23 protein-coding genes are annotated in these 21512 nt (G+C 29.7%); 4 read left to right on the top strand and 19 right to left on the bottom strand.

What is annotated here, in order from left to right; genetic code table 11:
* Positions 1-5: 5 nt before the first annotated feature.
* The 6 genes from DWY01_RS08025 to DWY01_RS08050 form a co-directional block, all read right to left on the bottom strand.
* Complete coding sequence (locus DWY01_RS08025; protein WP_117995626.1) at positions 6-1325, bottom strand: hypothetical protein; 1320 nt, start codon at positions 1323-1325, stop codon at positions 6-8.
* A gap of 12 nt (positions 1326-1337) precedes the next feature.
* The gene (locus DWY01_RS08030; RefSeq protein ID WP_117995627.1) at positions 1338-1520 is read right to left on the bottom strand and encodes a helix-turn-helix domain-containing protein; all 183 of its coding nucleotides are present in this window, start codon (positions 1518-1520) and stop codon (positions 1338-1340) included.
* Positions 1521-1631: 111 nt separating this feature from the next.
* Positions 1632-1994: a type II toxin-antitoxin system PemK/MazF family toxin gene (locus DWY01_RS08035; RefSeq protein ID WP_117995628.1), complete on the bottom strand. Its 363-nt coding sequence runs from the start codon at positions 1992-1994 to the stop codon at positions 1632-1634.
* A 563-nt stretch (positions 1995-2557) separates the two neighbouring features.
* The gene (locus tag DWY01_RS08040; RefSeq protein WP_117995629.1) at positions 2558-3007 is read right to left on the bottom strand and encodes a hypothetical protein; all 450 of its coding nucleotides are present in this window, start codon (positions 3005-3007) and stop codon (positions 2558-2560) included.
* A 492-nt stretch (positions 3008-3499) separates the two neighbouring features.
* Positions 3500-3826: a hypothetical protein gene (locus DWY01_RS08045; RefSeq protein WP_117995630.1), complete on the bottom strand. Its 327-nt coding sequence runs from the start codon at positions 3824-3826 to the stop codon at positions 3500-3502.
* A gap of 15 nt (positions 3827-3841) precedes the next feature.
* Complete coding sequence (locus DWY01_RS08050; RefSeq protein WP_117995631.1) at positions 3842-4249, bottom strand: helix-turn-helix domain-containing protein; 408 nt, start codon at positions 4247-4249, stop codon at positions 3842-3844.
* Positions 4250-6039: 1790 nt separating this feature from the next.
* On the opposite strand from DWY01_RS08050, the gene DWY01_RS08055 reads away from it, so the two are divergent.
* From DWY01_RS08055 to DWY01_RS08065, 3 genes are read left to right on the top strand one after another with little or no spacing between them, the layout of a single operon-like run.
* Positions 6040-7191: a hypothetical protein gene (locus DWY01_RS08055; RefSeq protein WP_117995632.1), complete on the top strand. Its 1152-nt coding sequence runs from the start codon at positions 6040-6042 to the stop codon at positions 7189-7191.
* Entirely contained in the window at positions 7184-7468 is a 285-nt protein-coding gene (locus DWY01_RS08060) for a hypothetical protein (protein ID WP_117995633.1), read from the top strand. The genes DWY01_RS08055 and DWY01_RS08060 overlap by 8 nt, the downstream gene beginning before the upstream one ends.
* Positions 7469-7482: 14 nt before the next feature.
* The gene (locus DWY01_RS08065) at positions 7483-8034 is read left to right on the top strand and encodes a hypothetical protein (RefSeq protein ID WP_117995634.1); all 552 of its coding nucleotides are present in this window, start codon (positions 7483-7485) and stop codon (positions 8032-8034) included.
* A 663-nt stretch (positions 8035-8697) separates the two neighbouring features.
* On the opposite strand, the gene DWY01_RS08070 is transcribed toward DWY01_RS08065, so the two are convergent.
* From DWY01_RS08070 to DWY01_RS08110, 9 genes are all read right to left on the bottom strand, one after another.
* Complete coding sequence (locus DWY01_RS08070; RefSeq protein WP_117995635.1) at positions 8698-10308, bottom strand: ABC transporter ATP-binding protein; 1611 nt, start codon at positions 10306-10308, stop codon at positions 8698-8700.
* Between the two features lies 1 nt (position 10309).
* The gene (locus DWY01_RS08075; protein WP_117995636.1) at positions 10310-11596 is read right to left on the bottom strand and encodes a hypothetical protein; all 1287 of its coding nucleotides are present in this window, start codon (positions 11594-11596) and stop codon (positions 10310-10312) included.
* Positions 11597-11606: 10 nt separating this feature from the next.
* Positions 11607-12653: a hypothetical protein gene (locus DWY01_RS08080; protein WP_147332175.1), complete on the bottom strand. Its 1047-nt coding sequence runs from the start codon at positions 12651-12653 to the stop codon at positions 11607-11609.
* A 28-nt stretch (positions 12654-12681) separates the two neighbouring features.
* Entirely contained in the window at positions 12682-13377 is a 696-nt protein-coding gene (locus DWY01_RS08085; protein ID WP_117995638.1) for an ABC transporter ATP-binding protein, read from the bottom strand.
* A 131-nt stretch (positions 13378-13508) separates the two neighbouring features.
* Positions 13509-13700: a hypothetical protein gene (locus tag DWY01_RS08090; RefSeq protein ID WP_117995639.1), complete on the bottom strand. Its 192-nt coding sequence runs from the start codon at positions 13698-13700 to the stop codon at positions 13509-13511.
* Between the two features lie 42 nt (positions 13701-13742).
* A complete protein-coding gene (locus DWY01_RS08095; protein ID WP_117995640.1) occupies positions 13743-15071 on the bottom strand; it encodes a radical SAM/SPASM domain-containing protein in 1329 nt (442 codons plus the stop codon).
* A gap of 81 nt (positions 15072-15152) precedes the next feature.
* A complete protein-coding gene (locus DWY01_RS08100) occupies positions 15153-15812 on the bottom strand; it encodes a hypothetical protein (RefSeq protein WP_147332176.1) in 660 nt (219 codons plus the stop codon).
* Positions 15813-16249: 437 nt separating this feature from the next.
* Positions 16250-16951, bottom strand: coding sequence for a LytTR family DNA-binding domain-containing protein (locus DWY01_RS08105; RefSeq protein WP_117995642.1), 702 nt, complete (start codon positions 16949-16951; stop codon positions 16250-16252).
* Positions 16952-17218: 267 nt separating this feature from the next.
* Positions 17219-17617 (bottom strand): hypothetical protein, encoded by a 399-nt coding sequence (locus tag DWY01_RS08110; RefSeq protein WP_147332177.1) that lies wholly within the window; start codon positions 17615-17617, stop codon positions 17219-17221.
* A 71-nt stretch (positions 17618-17688) separates the two neighbouring features.
* Here DWY01_RS08110 and DWY01_RS11545 point away from each other — a divergent pair, with 71 nt between their 5' ends.
* Complete coding sequence (locus tag DWY01_RS11545; RefSeq protein ID WP_158553683.1) at positions 17689-17844, top strand: hypothetical protein; 156 nt, start codon at positions 17689-17691, stop codon at positions 17842-17844.
* A gap of 87 nt (positions 17845-17931) precedes the next feature.
* Here the strand turns inward: DWY01_RS11545 and DWY01_RS08115 are convergent, their stop codons facing one another.
* The 4 genes from DWY01_RS08115 to DWY01_RS08130 are packed head-to-tail and all read right to left on the bottom strand — an operon-like array spanning position 17932 to position 21505.
* Complete coding sequence (locus DWY01_RS08115) at positions 17932-18888, bottom strand: transketolase family protein (RefSeq protein ID WP_117995644.1); 957 nt, start codon at positions 18886-18888, stop codon at positions 17932-17934.
* A complete protein-coding gene (locus tag DWY01_RS08120) occupies positions 18881-19753 on the bottom strand; it encodes a transketolase (protein ID WP_256372087.1) in 873 nt (290 codons plus the stop codon). Before DWY01_RS08120 ends, DWY01_RS08115 begins: the two co-directional genes overlap by 8 nt.
* Positions 19754-19790: 37 nt before the next feature.
* Complete coding sequence (locus DWY01_RS08125) at positions 19791-20069, bottom strand: PTS sugar transporter subunit IIB (protein WP_117995646.1); 279 nt, start codon at positions 20067-20069, stop codon at positions 19791-19793.
* Positions 20070-20083: 14 nt separating this feature from the next.
* Positions 20084-21505, bottom strand: coding sequence for a PTS ascorbate transporter subunit IIC (locus DWY01_RS08130; protein ID WP_117995647.1), 1422 nt, complete (start codon positions 21503-21505; stop codon positions 20084-20086).
* Between the last annotated feature and the right edge of the window lie 7 nt (positions 21506-21512).

The raw sequence follows: 21512 nt of genomic DNA on the forward strand, positions 1-21512 counted from the left end.
TCATATCATCTCTTTTCTAATAGTTTGTTTAACAACTCTCTTTTTAAAGATGGATCTGATTTTAATTTATCCACCAATGCATCAAAATCAGAATGTTCTTCTTTTGGGAGTAAACCGGATGTTTTCTCTTTAAAAGATTGATTCCATTTTTCTTTACATTCCATCACCTGTCTGCAATTTAAAAAATCACGAACCCCATCAATATCAGGCTTTTTACATCTTAAAGGTCGCCCCAAACTTGAATAATACACATCCCTATACAAAACCTCATTTCTACCCTTTTGTCTACCAAATGACATCAGTTTTACCAATGTCAATCCTGGTAATCCTAATTTATTAATAAGTTCTTTGAAGTGTTTGTTTATAATTCTGTCATCATAAGGAAGACTATTCTTCAAACTGTAAATAGTAGAATCATCACAACGATTTTGTGCATATCTATTTCGCCATTCCATCAACAATTCAATGACCTGGCTATGTAAATACACTTTCTTTTCTTGTTTATTCTTTAGAAGTACTACAACTGTATTTGTATTTTGAAATCCTTTCTTCTTATAAGTTTGAATAATTGAAGATGGATCCATTTCTAAAACAATATTCTTATTCAATCGTCTAATTCTTTTATTCGATACGATATATCCATCTTCTAAATGATCCAAATTACTCCAGGTAATAGCTCTCACTTCACTTAAAGAAAGACCTGAATCAAAACATAAATGCAATAAAATAAACAACTTTTCATTTGTACAATTAGAAATCAATCTAGTCCAATAAGACAAGTTCCAACTTGGTGACTCTTGATTCTTGGCACTTACTTTTGGCCTATATTCTGTAAAATAATTTAATTTCATTAAATTATGATCAACCAAATAGTCACTAGCCTGGCATAATAAATTTAAGCAGCCTCTTACAGCAGATGCACAAATAACATCATTTGATATTTGATTTCTAAGAGGTACACCTGGCAATAATTGAAGATCATGCATAATTTGTTTTGATGTTTTAGCATTAAGCTCTTTAACCTTTTTATCTCCTACAACTTTACTTAAATAATTGTTGATCAAAGATTGTTTATTCTCATATATTGAAATCGAATAATCATTAAATATAATCACACTTACGTATTGATTCAAATAATCAATAAAGAGTGTATTCTTATTTACAATAATCTTATTTCTTTTTCCACCATCTATTTGTTCTTTACGCTTCAATGCCTGCTCTCGATTGTAGAACGTTTCATATCTTTTCTCTATATCCCCATTCTCATTTTGAATTGTATAAATTACATTGTATGCCTTACGTCTTTTAGTAATTACTACGGCCATTTTTAGTCCTCCCTATTCTTCGCTATAAAACCATTTGTCAAAGGATTCCTTGTTTATGCGAATAGATTTACCAATCTTTATACTTTTAAAAGTATTTTCTTTCACTAATGAATAAGCAGCTCCTTTACTTACACCTAATATCTTTGCGATTTCAGCTACTGTGTAAGTTTTCTTTTCACATAACACAGGTATCATTTCCTTTTCCTCCTCACTATAAACTTTCAAAAAATACAATTCCCAGCTACAAACAAAGGAAGCAGTGTTTCATTACTGCTTCCAAAGGGAAAGAGTCCATAACCAGAAGAATCATTTCTTCGGGTTATGTAAACGTAAATCTAAACTAATCTTTATTTTCTTATCAATAATCGCCATTTGCCTTTTATTTAATGTTGCTATCTTTTTAAATAATCTTGATTTATCAATCACTCGAATTTGTTCACACATCACCATAGATCTGTACTTCAATCCTAGTCCATCCGGCAAAATACAATGTGTTGGAAGATGATGTTTTGTATAAATTTTAGAAGAAAGACACGCAACAATCGTAGTTGGACTATGTTTATTTCCACGATTATTTTGAATAATTAATACCGGTCTAACTTTTCCTTGTTCTGATCCTGAGGCATCATTCAGATCTGCTAAATAGATTTCTCCTTTTTTTACTTTCATTTCTATCCACTCCTATAATATATGTAAAACCAGGACATCTCCTGGTTGATAATTAATATTAAAATATTCATCGTGTCTTCTATTTATCACCTGATTACCCGAAAACAAAGGAATCCTATTAGACAAGATAGTTGCTAATTATCTCTCATTGGAATCTCACCAACCCATATTACGCTTGGGCCTGTCGCTAGAAGTATCATTATCTTATATATTGTCATGGCACAATCAGCAAAATTGTTGATCATTCTAAAGTATCATCGCTCGAATTGCTTCATCATCGCGCAGTAGTGATCTAGCTCGAATATATAAGTTTTGTATCTAATAGTTGTTATGCTATTTTCAAAGACCTCACAAGAAGATACGAGTATCCCCTTCACTAGTGAGCCGACGAAAACGGCTCAAAATTGCAATTTTATAAAAAAAAGTATATTTTTTTTCTAAAACGGATAGTTTCAACAGGAGTTTTCAATGAATAAGTCACGAATTTAATGCTTACAGTTGCTAAAATCATTAAATCTGAATATAAAAAAGAATGCGGAATCGCCTTCGATTCCGCAATTCAATTATTTATTTGTTTTCCTTATTTTATAGGTACAATCTAGTTTTGCTAGTCTTCTACAAATTGTCCATTCAGGAATTCCTGTGATTTTAGATACTTCTTTTGCACAATATCCACGATACATTAAAAAAATAATCAGCTGCATCTCAAAGCCAAATTCTTCTAATAATTCTGCAAAAGCAATACTTGTTATGGAATTCAAGAAATCTCCAACAGTTTTGGGATCGTTTAATTCAGATAAATTTGGCTGCACAACTTTTGATATTTTTTGTTCACTATCATAATCCACTTTTTCAAAAAATCTTCGATCGGAGTTAAATTGCATTCTATCAAAATCTCTCATTAAAAGAATTTTATCCATTGGCATTCCGTTCTTTTTCATAAACCTTTCATCTTTCTCTTTCCATTTCTTGTACTCATTTTCCGCACGACGGTGATTATAGGGTTTAGCCATTATTATTCCTCCTTTTCATAGCTAAGCTTCGAAGGGATATCCCTTCATAATTGAGCCGACGAAAAACGCAAAAAATTGCACAATCGAAGAAATTTTTTAAAAAAAATTTGATTAGAAGAGTATCCCTTCTTCTAATTTGCCAAAGAATATAAAAAAAACAGATTCACTGTCTGAAACAGAGATCTGTACCAACAAATAGTATTTTATAATTTTAGCTCTTTCCAAGTTTGGAAAGAATTTGGAAAAGAAAGAACAATATGTAAAAATAAAGGATTTAACAATGAATATTGCTAAAACTTAATAGTCAAATATCTTGAAAAGTATAAATCAGATGCACGTGAAATTTAGGATTCTATTAATGGATAAATTTCCAGATTATCATTTATACGCATAAATCAATCACTCCTTTCTGGGTGTGAAAAAAGCAGTCAATCCTAAGACTAACTGCTTTGTAAATGTTGCAAAATATAATCATAAATCTGTATTTCTTAGTTATATTAAGGTTGCACATATAATACCAATTACACCAATAGCCAAAAATAACAATCCGATCCCGGCTGATTTTTTGCGTTTTTCTAATTCTTTTGAGTTACTTTCACTCATATTTACAATAGGGTATTTTCTTCTTCCGATTAAATACATAAGCAAGCTACTTGAAGTATTCCCACTCATTGTAAATACTCCCCAAAATTTAGGGTGCTTTAACCCTCTAGCTGTTGCATCTATAACAGTCATATGATAAATCTGAAACACAACACAAAATGCTCCTACAAGTGCAACTGCTCCACAAATTACCGCTAAAACTATGTTCAAGTCCACAACAAAATATCCTCCTTAAAATTTTTTGATTATCTGGTAAAGTAATGCTGATGAAGTAATAACCATAAGACAAAATATTCCAACTAAGAAATAACTGTTATCTGGTATAAACATATTTAATGTTATCAGAAATGCTACGACAATGATATTTACAATAATTGCCCATATCATTTTTTGGTTGCTTTTTACAACATTTGTACTTTCTCCTAAATGTTCAATCATTTTTTCATCACCCTTTAACAATACGTCAAGACTTATAGAATATAGATTGCTCAACTCTATTACACTGATAATGTCTGGGTAAGATTTTTCATTTTCCCAGTTTGAAATTGTCTGCCTTGATACATTGATTTTTCCCGCAACATTTTCTTGTGTCATTCCAGACTGTACTCGTGCATTTTTAAGTTTCTTACCTATTTCCATATTCCGATTGCTCCTTTCGGTGTCATTGTCATATATTAACCATCAAATGTCTATCCAATATCTTTTACAAAACCTTTTTTCCTTGTCAAAATTATTTTACATAGCTTAAATACGGCTCTTTGGGCTCATTATACTGTAACTTCAGAGTAAAATCTATGACTTGGATTTTTTCCGGTAGTCCACAGAACCATACACCGCAGGGACAGCCGAAGAAATAAAAGTGATGTATTTAGCCTAATTTCTCATATCTTAGAAGATGAGCTTTTTCAAAAAAATACAATAACTATCGTCGTATCTCATGATAATGAATGGAATGATTATGTAGATCAGATAGTTAAATTAATGAGAAATCTAAAGACGGATTATAAGGATTATCAAATGAAATCATAAATAGTGTATTGCCGTACTTTAAACAGCTGCAAAAGAACCTATATGTAAAATAGAACAGATCCGATTGACAATGACATTGTATCATTTCAAATCGGATCTTTTAATATGTGCCCTATTTGAGCTTACCTCTTCGTGGATTTAGTGGCTCTGAGTAATGGATTGCATGGCTCTGTCCAAATGGATTCGATGGCCCTATTTTCATGGATTGGGCGGCTCCGCCACCGTGGAATACTCAAATTGCTACACCTTTATATAAAGCAGAAACAACAATAAAATCCATTATAAACAAAATAGCTTTTCGATTCCGACTGAGACCACCATTTGTCAAAGATTGCACCTAGCATTTGCCAGGTGCTTTTTTTATGCCTTATAAACAGTTATCATAATCTTGTTTGTAAGAGCGGAGAGTAAAAAGAACTCATTGGCGTGCGTTGGTTTTACTCTCTTTTCTTTTTCTCACTTTCTATAGAAAATATTATAAAAGTCATAACACATAATTTGAATAGATTTTATTCAAACTTGTGCTATGACTTTTTCATTTAATGTGATTAGATTATTAACTTTCATATTCAAATAATTTGGCAATCAACAAGCATTAAAATAATTGAAAAAAAGACCCTGACAACTAAATGTTGTCCAAGTCCAATATCAGCTATAAACCGTTTTGGGGTATATGCCGCCCCTTAAAATCTTGAAGAGCAAATTCACCTTACCACATCCAAATTTATTGCGCACTTTTTTCTACAATTTTTTATCCATTGTAGTTAGCCTGATTCCAAATTTGATAATGAAAATAAAATTTATTGATATCAATTACAGTTCCACATTTTGACAATGAATTTTGATATGATAAATTATTTGCAAACGTATTATAATATGCAACACCCAATGCTGAAGCTGCAACCAAAACTACAGCAACTGCTGGAACAGCTGAAGTTGCTGCACCACCAATGGCTCCACCAGCACGACAAATTTCTGCATAATTTTTTGCATCGTTAACTAAAGCATTTGATACAGCTTTGGTTTGAGCAGTTCTTCCATAATTCCAACCTTCGATTTTCCAAGTCTGACCACATATTTCCGTAGGTATAACTTGTGGAGTTAAATCTGTATTTTCAATAGAATCAATTGCAATATCTAAGAAACTTTCTTTCGTATAATTCGTTCCTGCTACTTGATTAAATTCATCAAAGTCATAAACAACAACTATTTCTTTGATTGTATCATAATCATAAATATATTTATTATCTTCTATAATTAAAGTTTCTGTTATACGATCTTACATTTTGAATACATCAATAAACTTGAACGCAAGAGCAGTATTAAAAAAAATAAAAAAATCATCTATTTACAGATTGGATAATTAATAACATATATGGCATAATCTTATTGGTGATAGAATGTTGGAAACCTTTTTTAAATACATAGATGAAAAAGAAGTTAAAAAGTACGGAAATCTTTATAAAATAAAAATTAAAGGGGATTCTCTGGATGCACAGGCAATGAATGATTTAGCAATGTCTGTGAAGTATATTATTTGCCATAAAATAAACGAAAAAATAAGAATTGAAATAGAAGCAAAAACAATCAGTGATTTAGCAACTATTGTTGTTTTTGAATACATTATATATCTTCTTTTAAAATATAGTAATTGCTCGGTTTGTATTAGATTTAGACCTAGTAATTTAAAATACACTCAAAATTTTATAGATGGCTCTATAGTTGGCGATTTTATAAATTCAAATCAAAGTTTTATTTTCAAACGTAAAGATTACATACACAATTTTGAATCAGAAGCTCCTTATACCAATCTTCATAGATATAGAAAGTTGATTAAAAATGACAAGGATGTAAATAAAAAAATAAACAATGTTTCAACTGATGCCTATAATTTTTTACAAAATCAATTGAATGATGAAGCGTATATAGAAGACTGTGTAGAAGTGATTGGAGAATTATGTTCTAATGCTACGGAACATACAAAAGAAGATTGCATTTTAACTATAGAATGTGGCTATGGACTTAATGAAAAAAATCAAAAGAAAAATATTTTATCAATTGTTGTTTCTAATGTATCTGAAAATTTGTTTTATCAGAATATTTTACAGGCTAGTCAGCAAGGAAGGATTAAAGTTAAACATTTGGATAAGGCAAAACAAAACCACAAAATCCATTTTGGTGAAATTGTATCCGACGAGTATTCTATAAGATATGATGAAGAGTATTTTTATATGGTTTCTGCGTTTCAGAAGGGTGTATCATCAAGACTAGACCAATCAGATACAGGAGGAACTGGGCTGTTAAAAATAATTTATAACATTTTAGGTAAGACAGATGATAATTTTTGTTATATACTAACAAGTAATAAAGTGCTGTTTTTAATAGAAGAATTTATTCAACCAAAAGATAAGACTTTTATCGGATTTAATGAAGAAAACGATTATTTATCTGCAATCCCTGCTAAAAAGTCGTTAGGAAAATCCTCTATGTCTTTTGGAGGAACTATTTTTTCTTTGAATTTAATTTCAGACAAGGAGAAAAATGATGAATAGAATTAATTTATACTTTGATAAATCTCTTTCTCATATAGCAGGAAATCCCTATGGGCAGGAAGTATATTTAAACCAAATAAAAGATCAGTTAAAATTGGATGAAGAGAATGAAATATATTTTCCTATTCAGATAAAAGGCGTTTCAATCTCTTTTATTCAAGGATTGATAAAAGATTTGGTGAACAAATATGGTAAAGAAAAAGTTCTACAACTTATTACTTTGAAGTCTGATAACGAAATGTTACAAGAACGATTAAATAGAAATATTAAATTTTAGGGGATTACTATCGAATGGATTTTATTAAGTTTAAAATGATTGAATATGTAGTGAATGCTACTGGCAATACTCAAAAATTTGGTTTAGATACTATGATTGCTATTATGTCGTTTATTGTTTCTGTGTTTGCTTTATATACTACAAAAAAAATTTATAGAGTTGATGAAACGAAAAATTTGTATAAGGAAGTATTTGAAGATGATTTATTAAAGCAATTTCCTGAAAAAATATACCATCTTTTAGAAGAATGCTCGTATGATAATTACTATGATTGCATAGACTCTTTATCTAAAGTAAAAGAAAAATTATATTTTTTCCAACTATATAATCCCTCACTTTATATGGAATTGAAGAATGATATTATAGGTATAAATGAAAATATAGAATTATTAATGCAAAATCGTGATGTATCAGATAAATTAAGTTACTATAAATCGTGTGTTCAATATAAAGTGCATAAATTCTATCATTCAGTATATCAGCTTTCATTTATTAAAATTCTGTATTATGACATTTTAAATGAACACTCTTTAAGAAAAGAGAAGAAAAAATGGAAAAATAATTAAATGATGCATGAAGCTTTAATGTTGATCAATAAAGTGATATCTAGGTATAATCGAAAAGTTTTAGGTAATCTGTGACTTTTTTATTAGAAATTAAATCTATCATAAAATAGCCCTAGACAACATTGAGTTGTCTAAGGCTATAAGAAATTATAAAGCAATCTGCCAAACACTTCACATCGATTTTTTAGAGAACGACTTTGTAAATGAGTATTCCACGCACTGAGAGCCATCCATTCCATCATTTAGAGCCACCTAATCCATTAATCAGAGCCATTTATACACCTAATTGCAAGACTAGATAAATATACTTACTTATCTGTTAATATCTTACAACTGGAGGATAATATTTTATATCTACAATGCAGTGTGGACTTATACAACCGATTCAATGGACTTCGTCACCGTATCGACTGGACTTTTTTTCCGTATTAGATGGGCTTGCCCATACGTAATATTCAAACACGGACTTGGACAACCTTTGGTTGTCCAAGGTTTGTATCAGTTATAATCCGTTAAGGGGTTATGACACTCCTTAAATTGCGAAGAACAAATTCACCTAACCCCATCCAAATTTATTGTGCCATTAAAAATTGAGTATCTCTATCGTATGATACTCATCTTTTTAACTTTTAGTCAATACATGTATAACTATCATGAGTAGTATTAAATGAATATCGTAGAACTATCAATATCTATATTTTCGTGTGTTACAATTATAATAATTGTTGTTTTTTTCAATTTGTTGATTTCTGAAACAAAAAATTTTTTTGAGTTCTCATCCAAATATGTGAAAGGTTCATCAAATATAATCACGGGTTTTCTTGACAGAAATGTTCTGATTAAAGAAATTTTTTGTTTCTCTCCTCCTGATATATCATCGCTAAATAAATTAAAAATTGTATTCTCTTTATCTGGTAATCGATTTATATATTGATTTAAGCCAAAACCTTTTATGAAATGTTCCATAATTTCATTTGTTGTATTTGTAGTACAGCACATATTTTCTTTGATACTTGTTTCCATTAAATAAGGGATTTGTTGAGCAATAGAAAAATTTAGTTTTAATGTTGCGTCCATATCTAGTTCTTGTATATTAACGTTGTTAAAAAGTATCTTTCCTTCATAATTATTTCCAAACAAGCCAAAAATACAATCTACTAATGTCGTTTTTCCAGAGCCATTATTTCCTTTAATTAAATAAATATTACCTGTTTCAAATTGAAGATTCTTTTTATATAACGTAAATCCGTTGTTATAACAAAATTTTAAATCCTTACACTCAATCTTATCAATTCTATTTAAAACTATCGTACCTTTTTCAATTTTTGGTATTTTTTTCCATAATACAACTCTATTGTAACTAGCTTTTGTATTTTGGTATTCTGAAACATAATTTAATATACCTTTTGAATATCCTAATATAGTTGAAGAATATTTTGATATAACTACTATTGTTCCTACACTGATATGGTTTTGTAACACTAAGTTAAAGCCATAAATAAAAATGAATAATTGAACAAAGAAAGATAAAAAGCCTGATAGAAGTTCCTGAAGATTTATTACATTCTGATATTGCAATGAATTCGACAACTGATTATTATAAACATCATTTTGTATTTTTTTAGAATTATCTATAAAGGAATTTAAACGGATATCTTTTATAGAATTCATCATTTTATAAAAATATGAAAAATATAGAGCATTAGATTCATTTAATTGTTTACTAAATTCATATATTTTGTTCTTAACACAAAAATAAATTAATATATATATAATAGATGAAAGTATTATAAAAAAAATCATAACGATTGAATAACGTGCTATTATATTTAAAGTAAAAATAAACATACATATATTTAATCCCATAGATAATGTACTGTTTAAAATAAATTCATTGATCATAGTGCAATCATAAATTAATTCCTGTGATATAACTGATGGGTCTTTTTTGCATATTTCATCATAGGATATGTGTAAAATTCCATCAATATTATTCATCAACATTTGGTTTAATGAATTATTGGAAATTTTAATTGCGTATTTATTGATGAATAGATTTAACAACAATGACACTAATGATAAACTACCATATATACAAATTACAACGACGAAAACCCGAATATTTTTCTGAGTAATAGAATCAATTAAATAGCCTTCAAACAGAGGAAACAATGCTGAGATAATAGAGACTATAACAGAAATACAGCAATAAAATATTACGAGAGGTCTAATATCTTTTGTACTGGAAAAAAAATATTTAATAATATTAATCATTTTAAAAATCAACCTTTCTTATTCTTTTGCGTATAAACAAATACAACAACAGTGTATAAAGAGTTAGCTCTATCATTCCATACAACCATGTTATTTCATATCCTCCGCAAATCAGGCTAAATGAAGAAACAATTGCCAATGGGTTTACACATGGAAACAACAACCCAAATTGCGAAATGCAATAAGTAATAATAAAGGATGCTATACACACAGTTTTAAAATTCTTCTTTTTTCGTGTGCATAAGAATATTAATGTTGTAGCCGAAGTATAAAACAGTATTTTTATTATATTTATGATTTCTAAAAGAGATAAGACTTTCCATATTGGCATTAAACTTAAGCATTCAGGTATAGTAAACAGCGTATCAGCAGAAGCAAAGTATTCGTTTCCCATATAATACATTTTTTCTACACCATGAACATAACTGTTAAACTTGAAAATATTGACCTGGTCAACCAATATTTTTGTATCTATCTTAGTAAATTGATGATTTTTCAGAAGAGCAATACCAATCGCAAAAAATGAGAGGCAATAAATAATTCCTAGACAAATACATACAGATATTACTACTCTAAACAAATACCTTCTTCTAGATTGGATCATGAGTAGTTGATGTAAATTATTGTCTTGATATACGTTTAAAACAGTTATAGTGAATATAACAATCAAAATCGGCATCAAAAAAGATAGGATAGAATCTGCTTTCAGATTATTCAGCAAATAACCTAATAACGAGGATTTATCTAGAAAAGAATTTTTGTATACTCTTTGATACATTAATTTCATATGAGAAACTTCATTAACATAGAGTTGATGTATAAAACTCGATGTGTTTGCTTTGGCAAAAACAGTATTTAACGTATTTCTGTTAAACTCATACTTTTCTTGATCAAATTCTTTGGGCTTAATACTTTTAAAATGACGATCCCCAACTCTATCGTTTGCATAACAATCAATGTCGACACTGGATATTTCTAATAAGCATTTATAATATGCGTCGATAGAATCTTGACCAGCTAAGTTTTCTAAGCGATTTATTTTCCAATCCAAATAAGAAAAGAAATTATTCCAACTTTCATCAGATTCATATTGATATACAATTCTAAGACTTTTAAATTTTTGTTTTAATGCAATCGTTTCTTGAACTTTGTTATTTACATCATTCTCAAAATCTTTCTTCTGATTATTTAAACTGATGAAAGATATCAGATTTAACGTAATCAATAACAGTAATAATATTTTAGTGATTCTCATTTTTAAGATTGCGATTACTTGATGTTTAATCATATTGAATCTCCTATTCAAAATCCATATTTTCTATAAAGGCACAGCTAATAAAAGGTATAAGCAAATTTATGAAAAATAAAATAAATGTCTTTTCATAATAAAAATCAATATTAAAAGAAAGAATATATGAGAAAGGATTCCAACCTGTTACCACAAAACAAGAAACCAGTGATATCATGATTACGGCAAACCAGGTAATAATCTCATCTTTTAACACTAAGGATAATAGCTGTATAAATTGAACATACATTAGTAGACTCAACATAAAAATAAGAAAGCTTTTTAATAGGATGTGCATGATTTTTAGTAATGAACCATTTGTTAGGATAAATAAGTGTCCTCCATAACCATATTGAATATATCCAACAAAACAAAGAACAGCAGTAAAAGATACAACCAACAACAAAGAGATTATGCAATAAAACATATTTCGTATTAGTAAAATACATTTTCGTTTTAATGGATATGAAAATATGTATTGATATGGTTTTGTACTTGAAAATTCCTTACTCCATATGTCTGCGTTAATAAGAAGAATTAGCAGAAAAATAATAGCTATAAATACGGATTTACATTGTATATTTTTCAAGTAAAAACAAAATGTTGGTTTTTGTTGATCAACCACATCCAATTGGTTGTTTTTCAAATTAAATTCATCCATCGCTATATCAGATTTTAAACTTTTCTTATTGGGTACAAAGGAATCTGTAAATGGACTCAAATAATTTTTGTTCACCCCATATAAAACATGTTTGTTTCTTTGAATTCTTTTTTTCAGTATTTCTAGATCATCATTTTTTACATAGGCATTTTCCAATGCATCCGTATAAACAATTTGAAGATACCAATACTGCAATTCTTTTTCGTTTTCCTTATCATATTGTTGACTCAAATCGTATTTCAATATGTTGATATGATTCTGTTCATCAACTTTCATTATCTGTAAATTTTCTATTCTTCCATTCTTTAACTCCAAATATTCTTTGTTCGTTTTGACACAGCCACAAAACAGCAACAAAGCACATAGTGCAATATTACAGAGTACTTTTTTTGACATGAAACCTCTAATTTCAAATTTTAGAAAATTAAACATTTTTACATACCTCAAAGTAGTATTGTTCCAAAGGATCCTCGTGATACTCTGCTTTATACTTTTTTTCATTTTTCATATGCCCAACGATTTTTCCACAATTAATAAAGACATATCTATCACTCATCTCTCTTAACTGATTGATTTCATGGGATGACCATAGTATTGTTGTCCCTTGTTTGTTCAAGTTTTCCAGCTCATCTATGACTCTTTTCTTGGTTTGTAAGTCTAACCCGTTAAATGGTTCATCTAGAATTAAAAGTCTAGGCTTTTGCATAATAACTAAGGATAAAATCAACATCTGTTTCATTCCTACAGAATAATACTTTGTTTTTTTCTTAAGTCTTTCTTTTAAGCCAGAAAACTCTATATAGTTGTTCATCTGCTGCTTATTAATATTATTTAATTGAGAGATCAATTTAAAATGATCCAATCCATTTAAATCAGGATATAATGGTGGATATTCAATGCTGCAAGCTACATCTTTTAATACCTTTTTATTGTTAAGAGAATCAAGAATTCGAATTTCGCCATTATCTACATTTGAAAATCCCATTATACATTTCATTAATGTTGATTTTCCAGAACCATTCGGACCTACCAAAGCCACTATTTCTCCAGCTTCTATGTCTAGATTTATATCGTTCAAGATCTTATTCTTATTTAAGTGTTTAATACTGAGTGCTTCCATAATAATACATGTTTGAAACAGAGCATATTCAAACTTTACACCTCCCTATTTCATCATTAATTTTCAAAATGTCCAAGCAATCATATAATAATTACTTGGACTATAACAAAGATAGATATTGTAAGTGTTAATTAAACGTTTTGTGGAGATACCTTAATTCCACCTGGAGTAGTACATACGACTAGTTTTGGACAATAAGCTGTACAAGGCTTATTACCTCCTCCTGTTGAATGCCCCACACCAAAATTAATTGTGCAATTACATGTGCATGTTGTTGAAGCCATTCCATTTGAAGCAGCTTGTGGTTCAATTAAATATTTCATCTTTTCACCTTTTTTAATCTTTTCGAAGTTTTTAATTTTATGTCACCTATCTATGTTATCTTGAAGATTATCAAATGTATCAATAACTTGTTTTATTAATGTATCTTTATAAAACTTACATGTGGGTTTATATTTGTGATTCTTTCTATAAATTGTACATCCTCCACCATTGCATATTGGTAAGATATCACAATTAGAACAAGTATCATTAATTGTTGGGTCTTCTAACAAGTTTTTATAATAATCTGAGTTATAATTAATGGATTTGTGATCACTTATATTCCCAATTGAATTATTTTTATTTCCCATTAATTCCCAACATTTATATATTTCACCATCTGAATCAATAACAAATGAGTTATACATATCACAAACACACCAGTTTCCTTTTAAATCTGGATACTGAGGTGTATTTTGAAACCTCCATTCAATTTTATTCTTCTTTAATTCTACTTCTTTTTTTATTTTTTCAAATTCTTCAACTGTGTATACTTCTTTAAAATCTATATCATCAGGATCTGTTACAATTGCGGGATAAAAGTCGATAAATTCATCAATTTTATTTTTATGTAATAATATAAGAAGTTTTTCGCAGCCTTCATAGTTAGCTCTATTAATATTCATACGAATAGTAATTTTAGGAAAATCATTAATTTCTTTTCTGATATCATTACAAGATAATAAGTTTTTAATAATAGTATCAAATGTTGGCTTTTTTCCAATTAAATATCTAGTTTGATCATGATATTCTTTTGTTCCATCCAACGTAATTTGAATACTTGTAATATCTAAATCAATTAGCCTTAATATCATTTTCTTATCTAACAAATAACCATTTGTAACAATGTTAGCTTGATATTTAACATTGTTTTTATTACATATTTCTTTAAACGCTTTCGTTAGATTCTCAATTCGATTAACTTCTAACAAAGGCTCTCCACCGTACCATGTGACACCCAACATATTTATTGTATTAGCATTATTTCTTACAAGATTTACTATCCCATTTGCTGTTTCGTCATTCATTTTTGAACTTCTAAGTACATCTTTTTCGTAACAATAAGGACATCTAAAGTTGCAGTTTGAAGTAGGAGCAATTGTTAAGCCTAACTGTTGAGTAGAAAACCGTGATAGATACATATTATGCTTTACTATATCTAATTCATTTATATCTTCGTCCACTATAAATCCACCATATTCGAGACTATCTAATAGACTTGTATCCATGCCTTTAAAGTGATTACTAGAACATTTTTTAAAAGATTCATATATTTCTTTTTCTAATTCGGCTAATGCATTTGTTCTTGCATTGTATGCAATAACTGAATTATTGTGCATAATAAAATGATTATATCTTGATGCTTTCTTCATATTTTTCCTCTTCCTTTATTATTTCGTTTTCACTTTAACCTAGAAAAGAAAGTAAAACAACCACACGGTATCATGTGGTTGTTATTTGGGATTAAGATGCACGAAAGTAATCTTTTTTTCTTCTTTGTCTACTTTTAAATTGTATTTTTTTATGAATCTATGGTTCTCTCTTTCAACAGTTGAAAAGTCATGTACTAGGTTTGTTTTAATTGAAATAACCTTATTTAAACCTATGTCTACTATGGATACATATATTATTGGTTCATTATCTTCTACCAGATTACTTAATATATTTATGAAAAATATAGTCAAATCCGAATCATTAAACTCTTCTGTATTGCATTTAACAAAATGCTGAATAGTTGTATTGCCAAGATCAATGTTACATATTGCGGTGCTCAAAGCAGTGTTTCCGGTATAAATGGCATTGAACTTTTCAATTATTTCCCGCTTCATTACATAAAAATCATTTTCTGCTTTTTCATATTCTTTGTTCTTGAAATACATATCTATAGAATGACTATCATGTATTAGTGCGTGTAAAAAATCAAATGTATTATTGTAATTGTTTTGAGCAATTTTCAATTTTCGATGTAATTCGTTTTTTTCGTTTTGAAGCTCTATATTTTTGATGGTAAATGAGAAGAAATATAAATAGATTAAGTTCGAAATAAATAGTCCAATCAGTATGAGCATTGAAACATTCTCAAAAACATCTTCATTTTCTAAAGTATAAATCATAAACAAACATAATGTTATGGGCAATACAAAGATCCATATCTTTTTTTCAACTTTCTCTAAATATAGATAGGGCACATACATAATTATAATCAGGACAAACATAAACAAGTAGTTGCTTGTCAAATTCAAATAATCAATTTTACAAAATTGAAATATTAAATCTACCATTTCGATGCATATCCAATATGAAATGGACAAGTAAACTGAATCGGTTAAGTTCTTATGAAAAATAAACTGAATAAACGATCCGTAAAAAACAACATTTATTAAGGCAAACATCCATAATAAATGACTATTTGAAATAAAATAATTAAAAAGCACTATGATGATTGTGAATATTATAAATTTGCCGATTGATTTTATGTTTGGCTTGATTTTATCTTGTATGGAAAGAATTGAATATAAGATCATCAATAAGCATGTGTGAAAAAAATACGTCATATAGATTTACTCATTTCATTGATCCAAGCTTCTTCAAAAGTCTTTTTGTAGAATCTGGAAACAGGGAGTTTAACATTATTCTGTAAGATGACATCCTGCTTATCTAAATAATTTATTCTTTTCAAATTCACTAATATAGACTTATAGCACTGTTCAAATGCCTCGTTACATAGTGTACTTCTCCAATAGCTTAACGAATAAGGAGTTTTAATTGTTCTATTATGTAGATATAAATAGGTGTATTTCCTACTATATTCCAAATAATAGATATCATTAATACAAATCTTTGTTCCAGGAATCTTCTCATCCATAATATATCTATTTTCATTTAAATATTCATTGAATACTGGTTCCATAATCATATTAAATTTATCCTGCGTATAAGGCTTTAGTATATATCGATCTGGTTTTATGGAATATCCATCCAATAAATATTTTTGATAATTCGAAGTAATAATAATGTGACATTGATTTTTTAACGTTCTAAGCTTCAATCCCATATCTATTCCACTAATTCCATTAATTTCCATATCCAAAAAGAGAAAATTAACATTTTTACTTTTCTCTATTAGCTCTGTCGCATTCAAACATATTTCTATATTGTAAGCAATGTTTTTTGAATCCAATAAATTCTCTATACATGCTTTAACAATGTTGGCATCATTTATTTCATCATCACAAATTAAAATATTAATCATTAAATATCCTTATCTTTCTGTTTTAGATTACTTTACCACACATTCTTAACAAATAAAATTATGAAATTCTAATAATGAGGCTTTTTCTATAAATGATAAAACATTTTTAGGTCGAATACATCAATTTATTTTATCTAATCCTGATTATATAGTACTTTCTATGGATTGAATCTATATATATTCGACAATAGTATTTACGTCAACTTCTCGTAATTTTTATACATCTATACAAAAAACATCCCGTTGTGCTGTCACAACGGGTATTCTTTATGATTCATTCAATGCTTGTACTATTTTATTGACTTTATCCATGTAGTCTTTTTCTGTTACACCAACTGCACCTAATATTTTTTTCTGTCTGCTAGTTAAACTATATCTTACATGATATTTATTATCCGAAAGTTTTGTTATTCTCAGTCTTTCATATTCTCTTATTACTTTTGGTACTGTATTTTCTTTGCGGTTCTTTTTGTACATTGGCTTCAACACCTGATATATTTCGTTTCTTATTATGAGTGCTACAAACGATATAAACACCTTGCTTTCCAGCTTTTCTGTATCATGTACTCTGAATACATCAAATCCAAGGTAGCTCTTTTCCATTCTGAATGTCTTTTCAACGGCATCTCTGTCTCTGTATATGCTTAATGCTTCTGCTGCATCCATCTTCTCAGTGAGTGAAGAATCAATTAAAAAGCTATTGATGAAAGCTTGATTGTAAAGAATGCACATATTGTATGCATTCTTTACAAAGTGTTAAACGTGGTGTAAAAAATACACAAATCAAAATAGCGATTAAAATGCTTGTAAGAAATAATCAAACGCTTGAAGAAATCTCTGAGATTGTTTGTTTAGATTTAAATACATTAAGAGAATCAAAAAAGTGTATTTGATTGAAATGCGATCGGTGATAATGGAATTGAAAAAGGAAATTCATATTAAAATGTGAATTTCCTTTTTTGCATTATTTTATCATTCAATTAAATCATTGATTTAATTGTTCTATATAAATCATCTGCAGTTAGCTGGAATTCTTTTTGAAGGAAATCTGGCGTTCCTACTTGTCCAAAACGTTCATCAACACCATGACGTTTAAATGGAACATTTACTCCATTTTCCATTAAAACTTCTGCAACAGCACTTCCAAGTCCGCCATAAATCGAATGATTTTCAAATGTAACAACAGCCTTTTTACCTTTTGATTCAGATAACACTAAGTCAATGTCTAAAGGTTTAATACAATACATATCGATTACTTCTACTGAATATCCTTCTTCAACTAATTTTTCAGCACAATCTAATGCATCGCTTACCAACTGGCCAGATACAATAATTAGAATATCTTTACCTTCTCTTAAAACATTTCCTTTGCCTAATTCAAAAGTTGAATCTGGTGTATACACATTTCTAACATCTTTACGGTTTGCACGAATATAATGTACACCTTCATGTTTAGAAAGTTCTTTTACAACCCATCTTGTTTGTGTTTCATCACAAGGATCCACAATGATTGAACCTGGAATTTCACGCATCAAAGCCACATCTTCCCAAGTTGTATGTGTACCTCCATTAGGTCCTACAGTAAATCCTGGGTCTGATCCATAAATATTGATTGTATTATGTGCATATGCACCTGATAAATAAATCTGATCATAAACTCGACGTGTAGCAAATGGTCCAAATGTATGTACATAAGGAATAAAACCTTCACTTGATAGTCCACATCCGACACCAATCATATTTGCTTCAGAAATACCACATTGAATGAAATTTTCTGGATTTGATTTTTTGATATTTGTGAACTTACTAGCTCCACCCAAATCGGCTTCCATAGCAACTACTTTATCATTTTCTTTGATTAGTTCTTGAATACTCTCAACAACTGCAACACGTAATTCTTTACCTTTTTCACTACGATTTTCTACTAATTTATACATGTTGCTCCTCCTCTTCAATTTCCTTTTTTAAAGAAGCTTTAGCCTCATCAGTTGCTCGATTCACTTCTTCTGTATTGAATTTTACTGAGTGATTATCCAAAAGTTCTTCAAAGAACTTAACACCTTGACCTTTGATTGTATCCAGAACAATACATACAGCTGAATCAGTCACTGATTTAGCTTTTGTGATAGCTTCATCAATCGCATCTAAATCATTTCCTTTGACAGTTTGTGTATTAAAACCAAATGCCTTCATCTTAGCTTCAATGCTAAATGGATTTATAATATCTTTTGTATATCCATCTAATTGACGTTTGTTGTCATCAATGATAACGATACAATTATTCATTTTGTAGTTTGCCAAGTATTGGAAGGCTTCCCAACATTGACCTTCATTTAATTCGCCATCACCAACAATAAGATATACATAATTATCGCTATGTTTCATCTTTAATGCTGTAGCAATTCCTGCAGCTGTACTTGTTCCTTGACCTAATGATCCTGTTGTCATATCGACACCAGGTGTTTTTGTTCGGTCTGGATGGCTTGGCAACATTGTTCCACCATCATTTAATGTCATTAACTTTTCTTTATCAAAGAAACCACATTCACTTAATGTTGAATACCAAACTGGTCCTGCATGTCCTTTTGACAATACAACGCGATCTCTTCCTTCCCATTTTGGATTTTTAGGATCATATTTCATTTGTTTCCCATACAATACCGCAAATAATTCAACCAAAGATAAAGAGCCACCTAAGTGTCCATAACCTCTATGTTGTAACATATCCAAAATGTCATAACGCACTTTTTTTGCTAATATTTCTACTTTTTTATCCATAATTTCCTCCAAATGGCTAAACAAAAAGAAGGAGATATAAAACCCTTCTTTTTATCAAATTTTACTTACCGAAAACTTCTTTAAGTTTTTCAGTTAATTCATTCATATCCATGATACGATCAAGAATGATTTTGTTAGGATATGATGCTACTTGTGGAGCTAAGTCACGTCCTACTACAAATAAATCTGCAGAGTTAGGATTTACTTCACTTAAAGCTGTATGGTCAACAGAAACTCCAGTAACACCTAGGTTTTTCAATGCTTTTTCAACATTCATACTTACCATCATACTACTTCCAAGTCCTTGACCACAGCAACACATAATACTACGAATAGCCATTTTCATTCCCCTTTCTATTTTTCTTCAGCTTTTTTAGGAGCTACAAAATTATAAACGATTGGTAATAAGAAGATTACAACACAGATTACTAATAATCCAGTTCCTTGAACATGTTGAGCAATATTACCTAATACAATACCTAACCAAGAGAAGTCAGCATCTGAGAATGTACAGTTAGCAAAGTTCAATGAACCCATAACTGGCATACAGATTGCTGGTAAGAATGTAATCAATAAACCATGCATGAAACTTCCAAATACACAACCTTTTAATCCGCCTTCAGCATTTCCGAATACACCTGCAGTTGCACCACAGAAGAAGTGAGGAATTACACCAGGTAAAATTAATGCACAAGGTACTAATGATTTGTCAATAAATGCTAATACGAACAATCCAACAATACCACCTAAGAATGATACTAAGAAACCAATTAATACAGCATTTGGAGCATAAGGGAATACAACTGGACAGTCGATTGCAGGAATTGCACCTGGAACCAATTTTTCAGCAATACCACGGAATGCAGGAACGATTTCTCCGACGATCAAACGTACACCACTTAAGATAATATATACACCACCAGCGAAACTTAAACCAGAAGTAATAGCCCAAACAGCCCAGTGTGTTTGTGTTTCAGCACCAACATTTAATAAACCACCTAAGTTAGTATAAGTAGCTAAGATAGTTTCTGGATCTGCTTCTAAGATTCCACGTCCAACAGCAACACCAGTTACGATCAAGAAGAATACAACCATTGTTAAACCAATAGCAACTGTAGTGTCACGTAAGAAAGTTAAACGTTGAGGGAAGTTAACTTCTTCAGTTGATTTACTTTTTCCTTTGAATAATTTAGCACATTGAGCAGAGAACCAATAACCAGCACCACCAAAGTGACCAAATCCTAATTCATCTGTTTGAACAATTTTACGCATTGTAGGCTCACAATAAGCAGGACTGACAACCATGATGAATCCTAATACTAATCCACCAGCAAGCCATAATTGAGCTCCTGACAATCCACCAACATTTAGAATAACAGCTAACATACAAGCCATGTATAATGTGTGGTGACCAGTCAAGAAGATGTAGTGCCATCTTGAGAAACGTGCCAAAATAATATTTGCGATCATACCTAAACACATAATGTAAGCTGTGTCAGTAGCGAAATCTTTCAATGCTAATGAAACGATAGCTTCATTGTTAGGAACAACACCTTGCATATTGAATGCATAGTTGAAGATATCACCGAATGCATTTAATGATCCAGTTTGTAAGAATGATGCACCAGCACTTAATACTAAGAAACCAACAATTGTCTTAACCGTACCTTTTACGATTTCTTCGATTGGTTTTTTCTGTAATGCTAAACCAATTAAAGATAATAAACCAACTAAAATGGCAGGTGTAGACAAGATATTAACGATAAAATTTAACATATCTTTC

The sequence above is a fragment of the Eubacterium sp. AF22-8LB genome, from assembly GCF_003458715.1.
GTDB lineage: Bacteria > Bacillota_I > Bacilli_A > Erysipelotrichales > Erysipelotrichaceae > Holdemanella.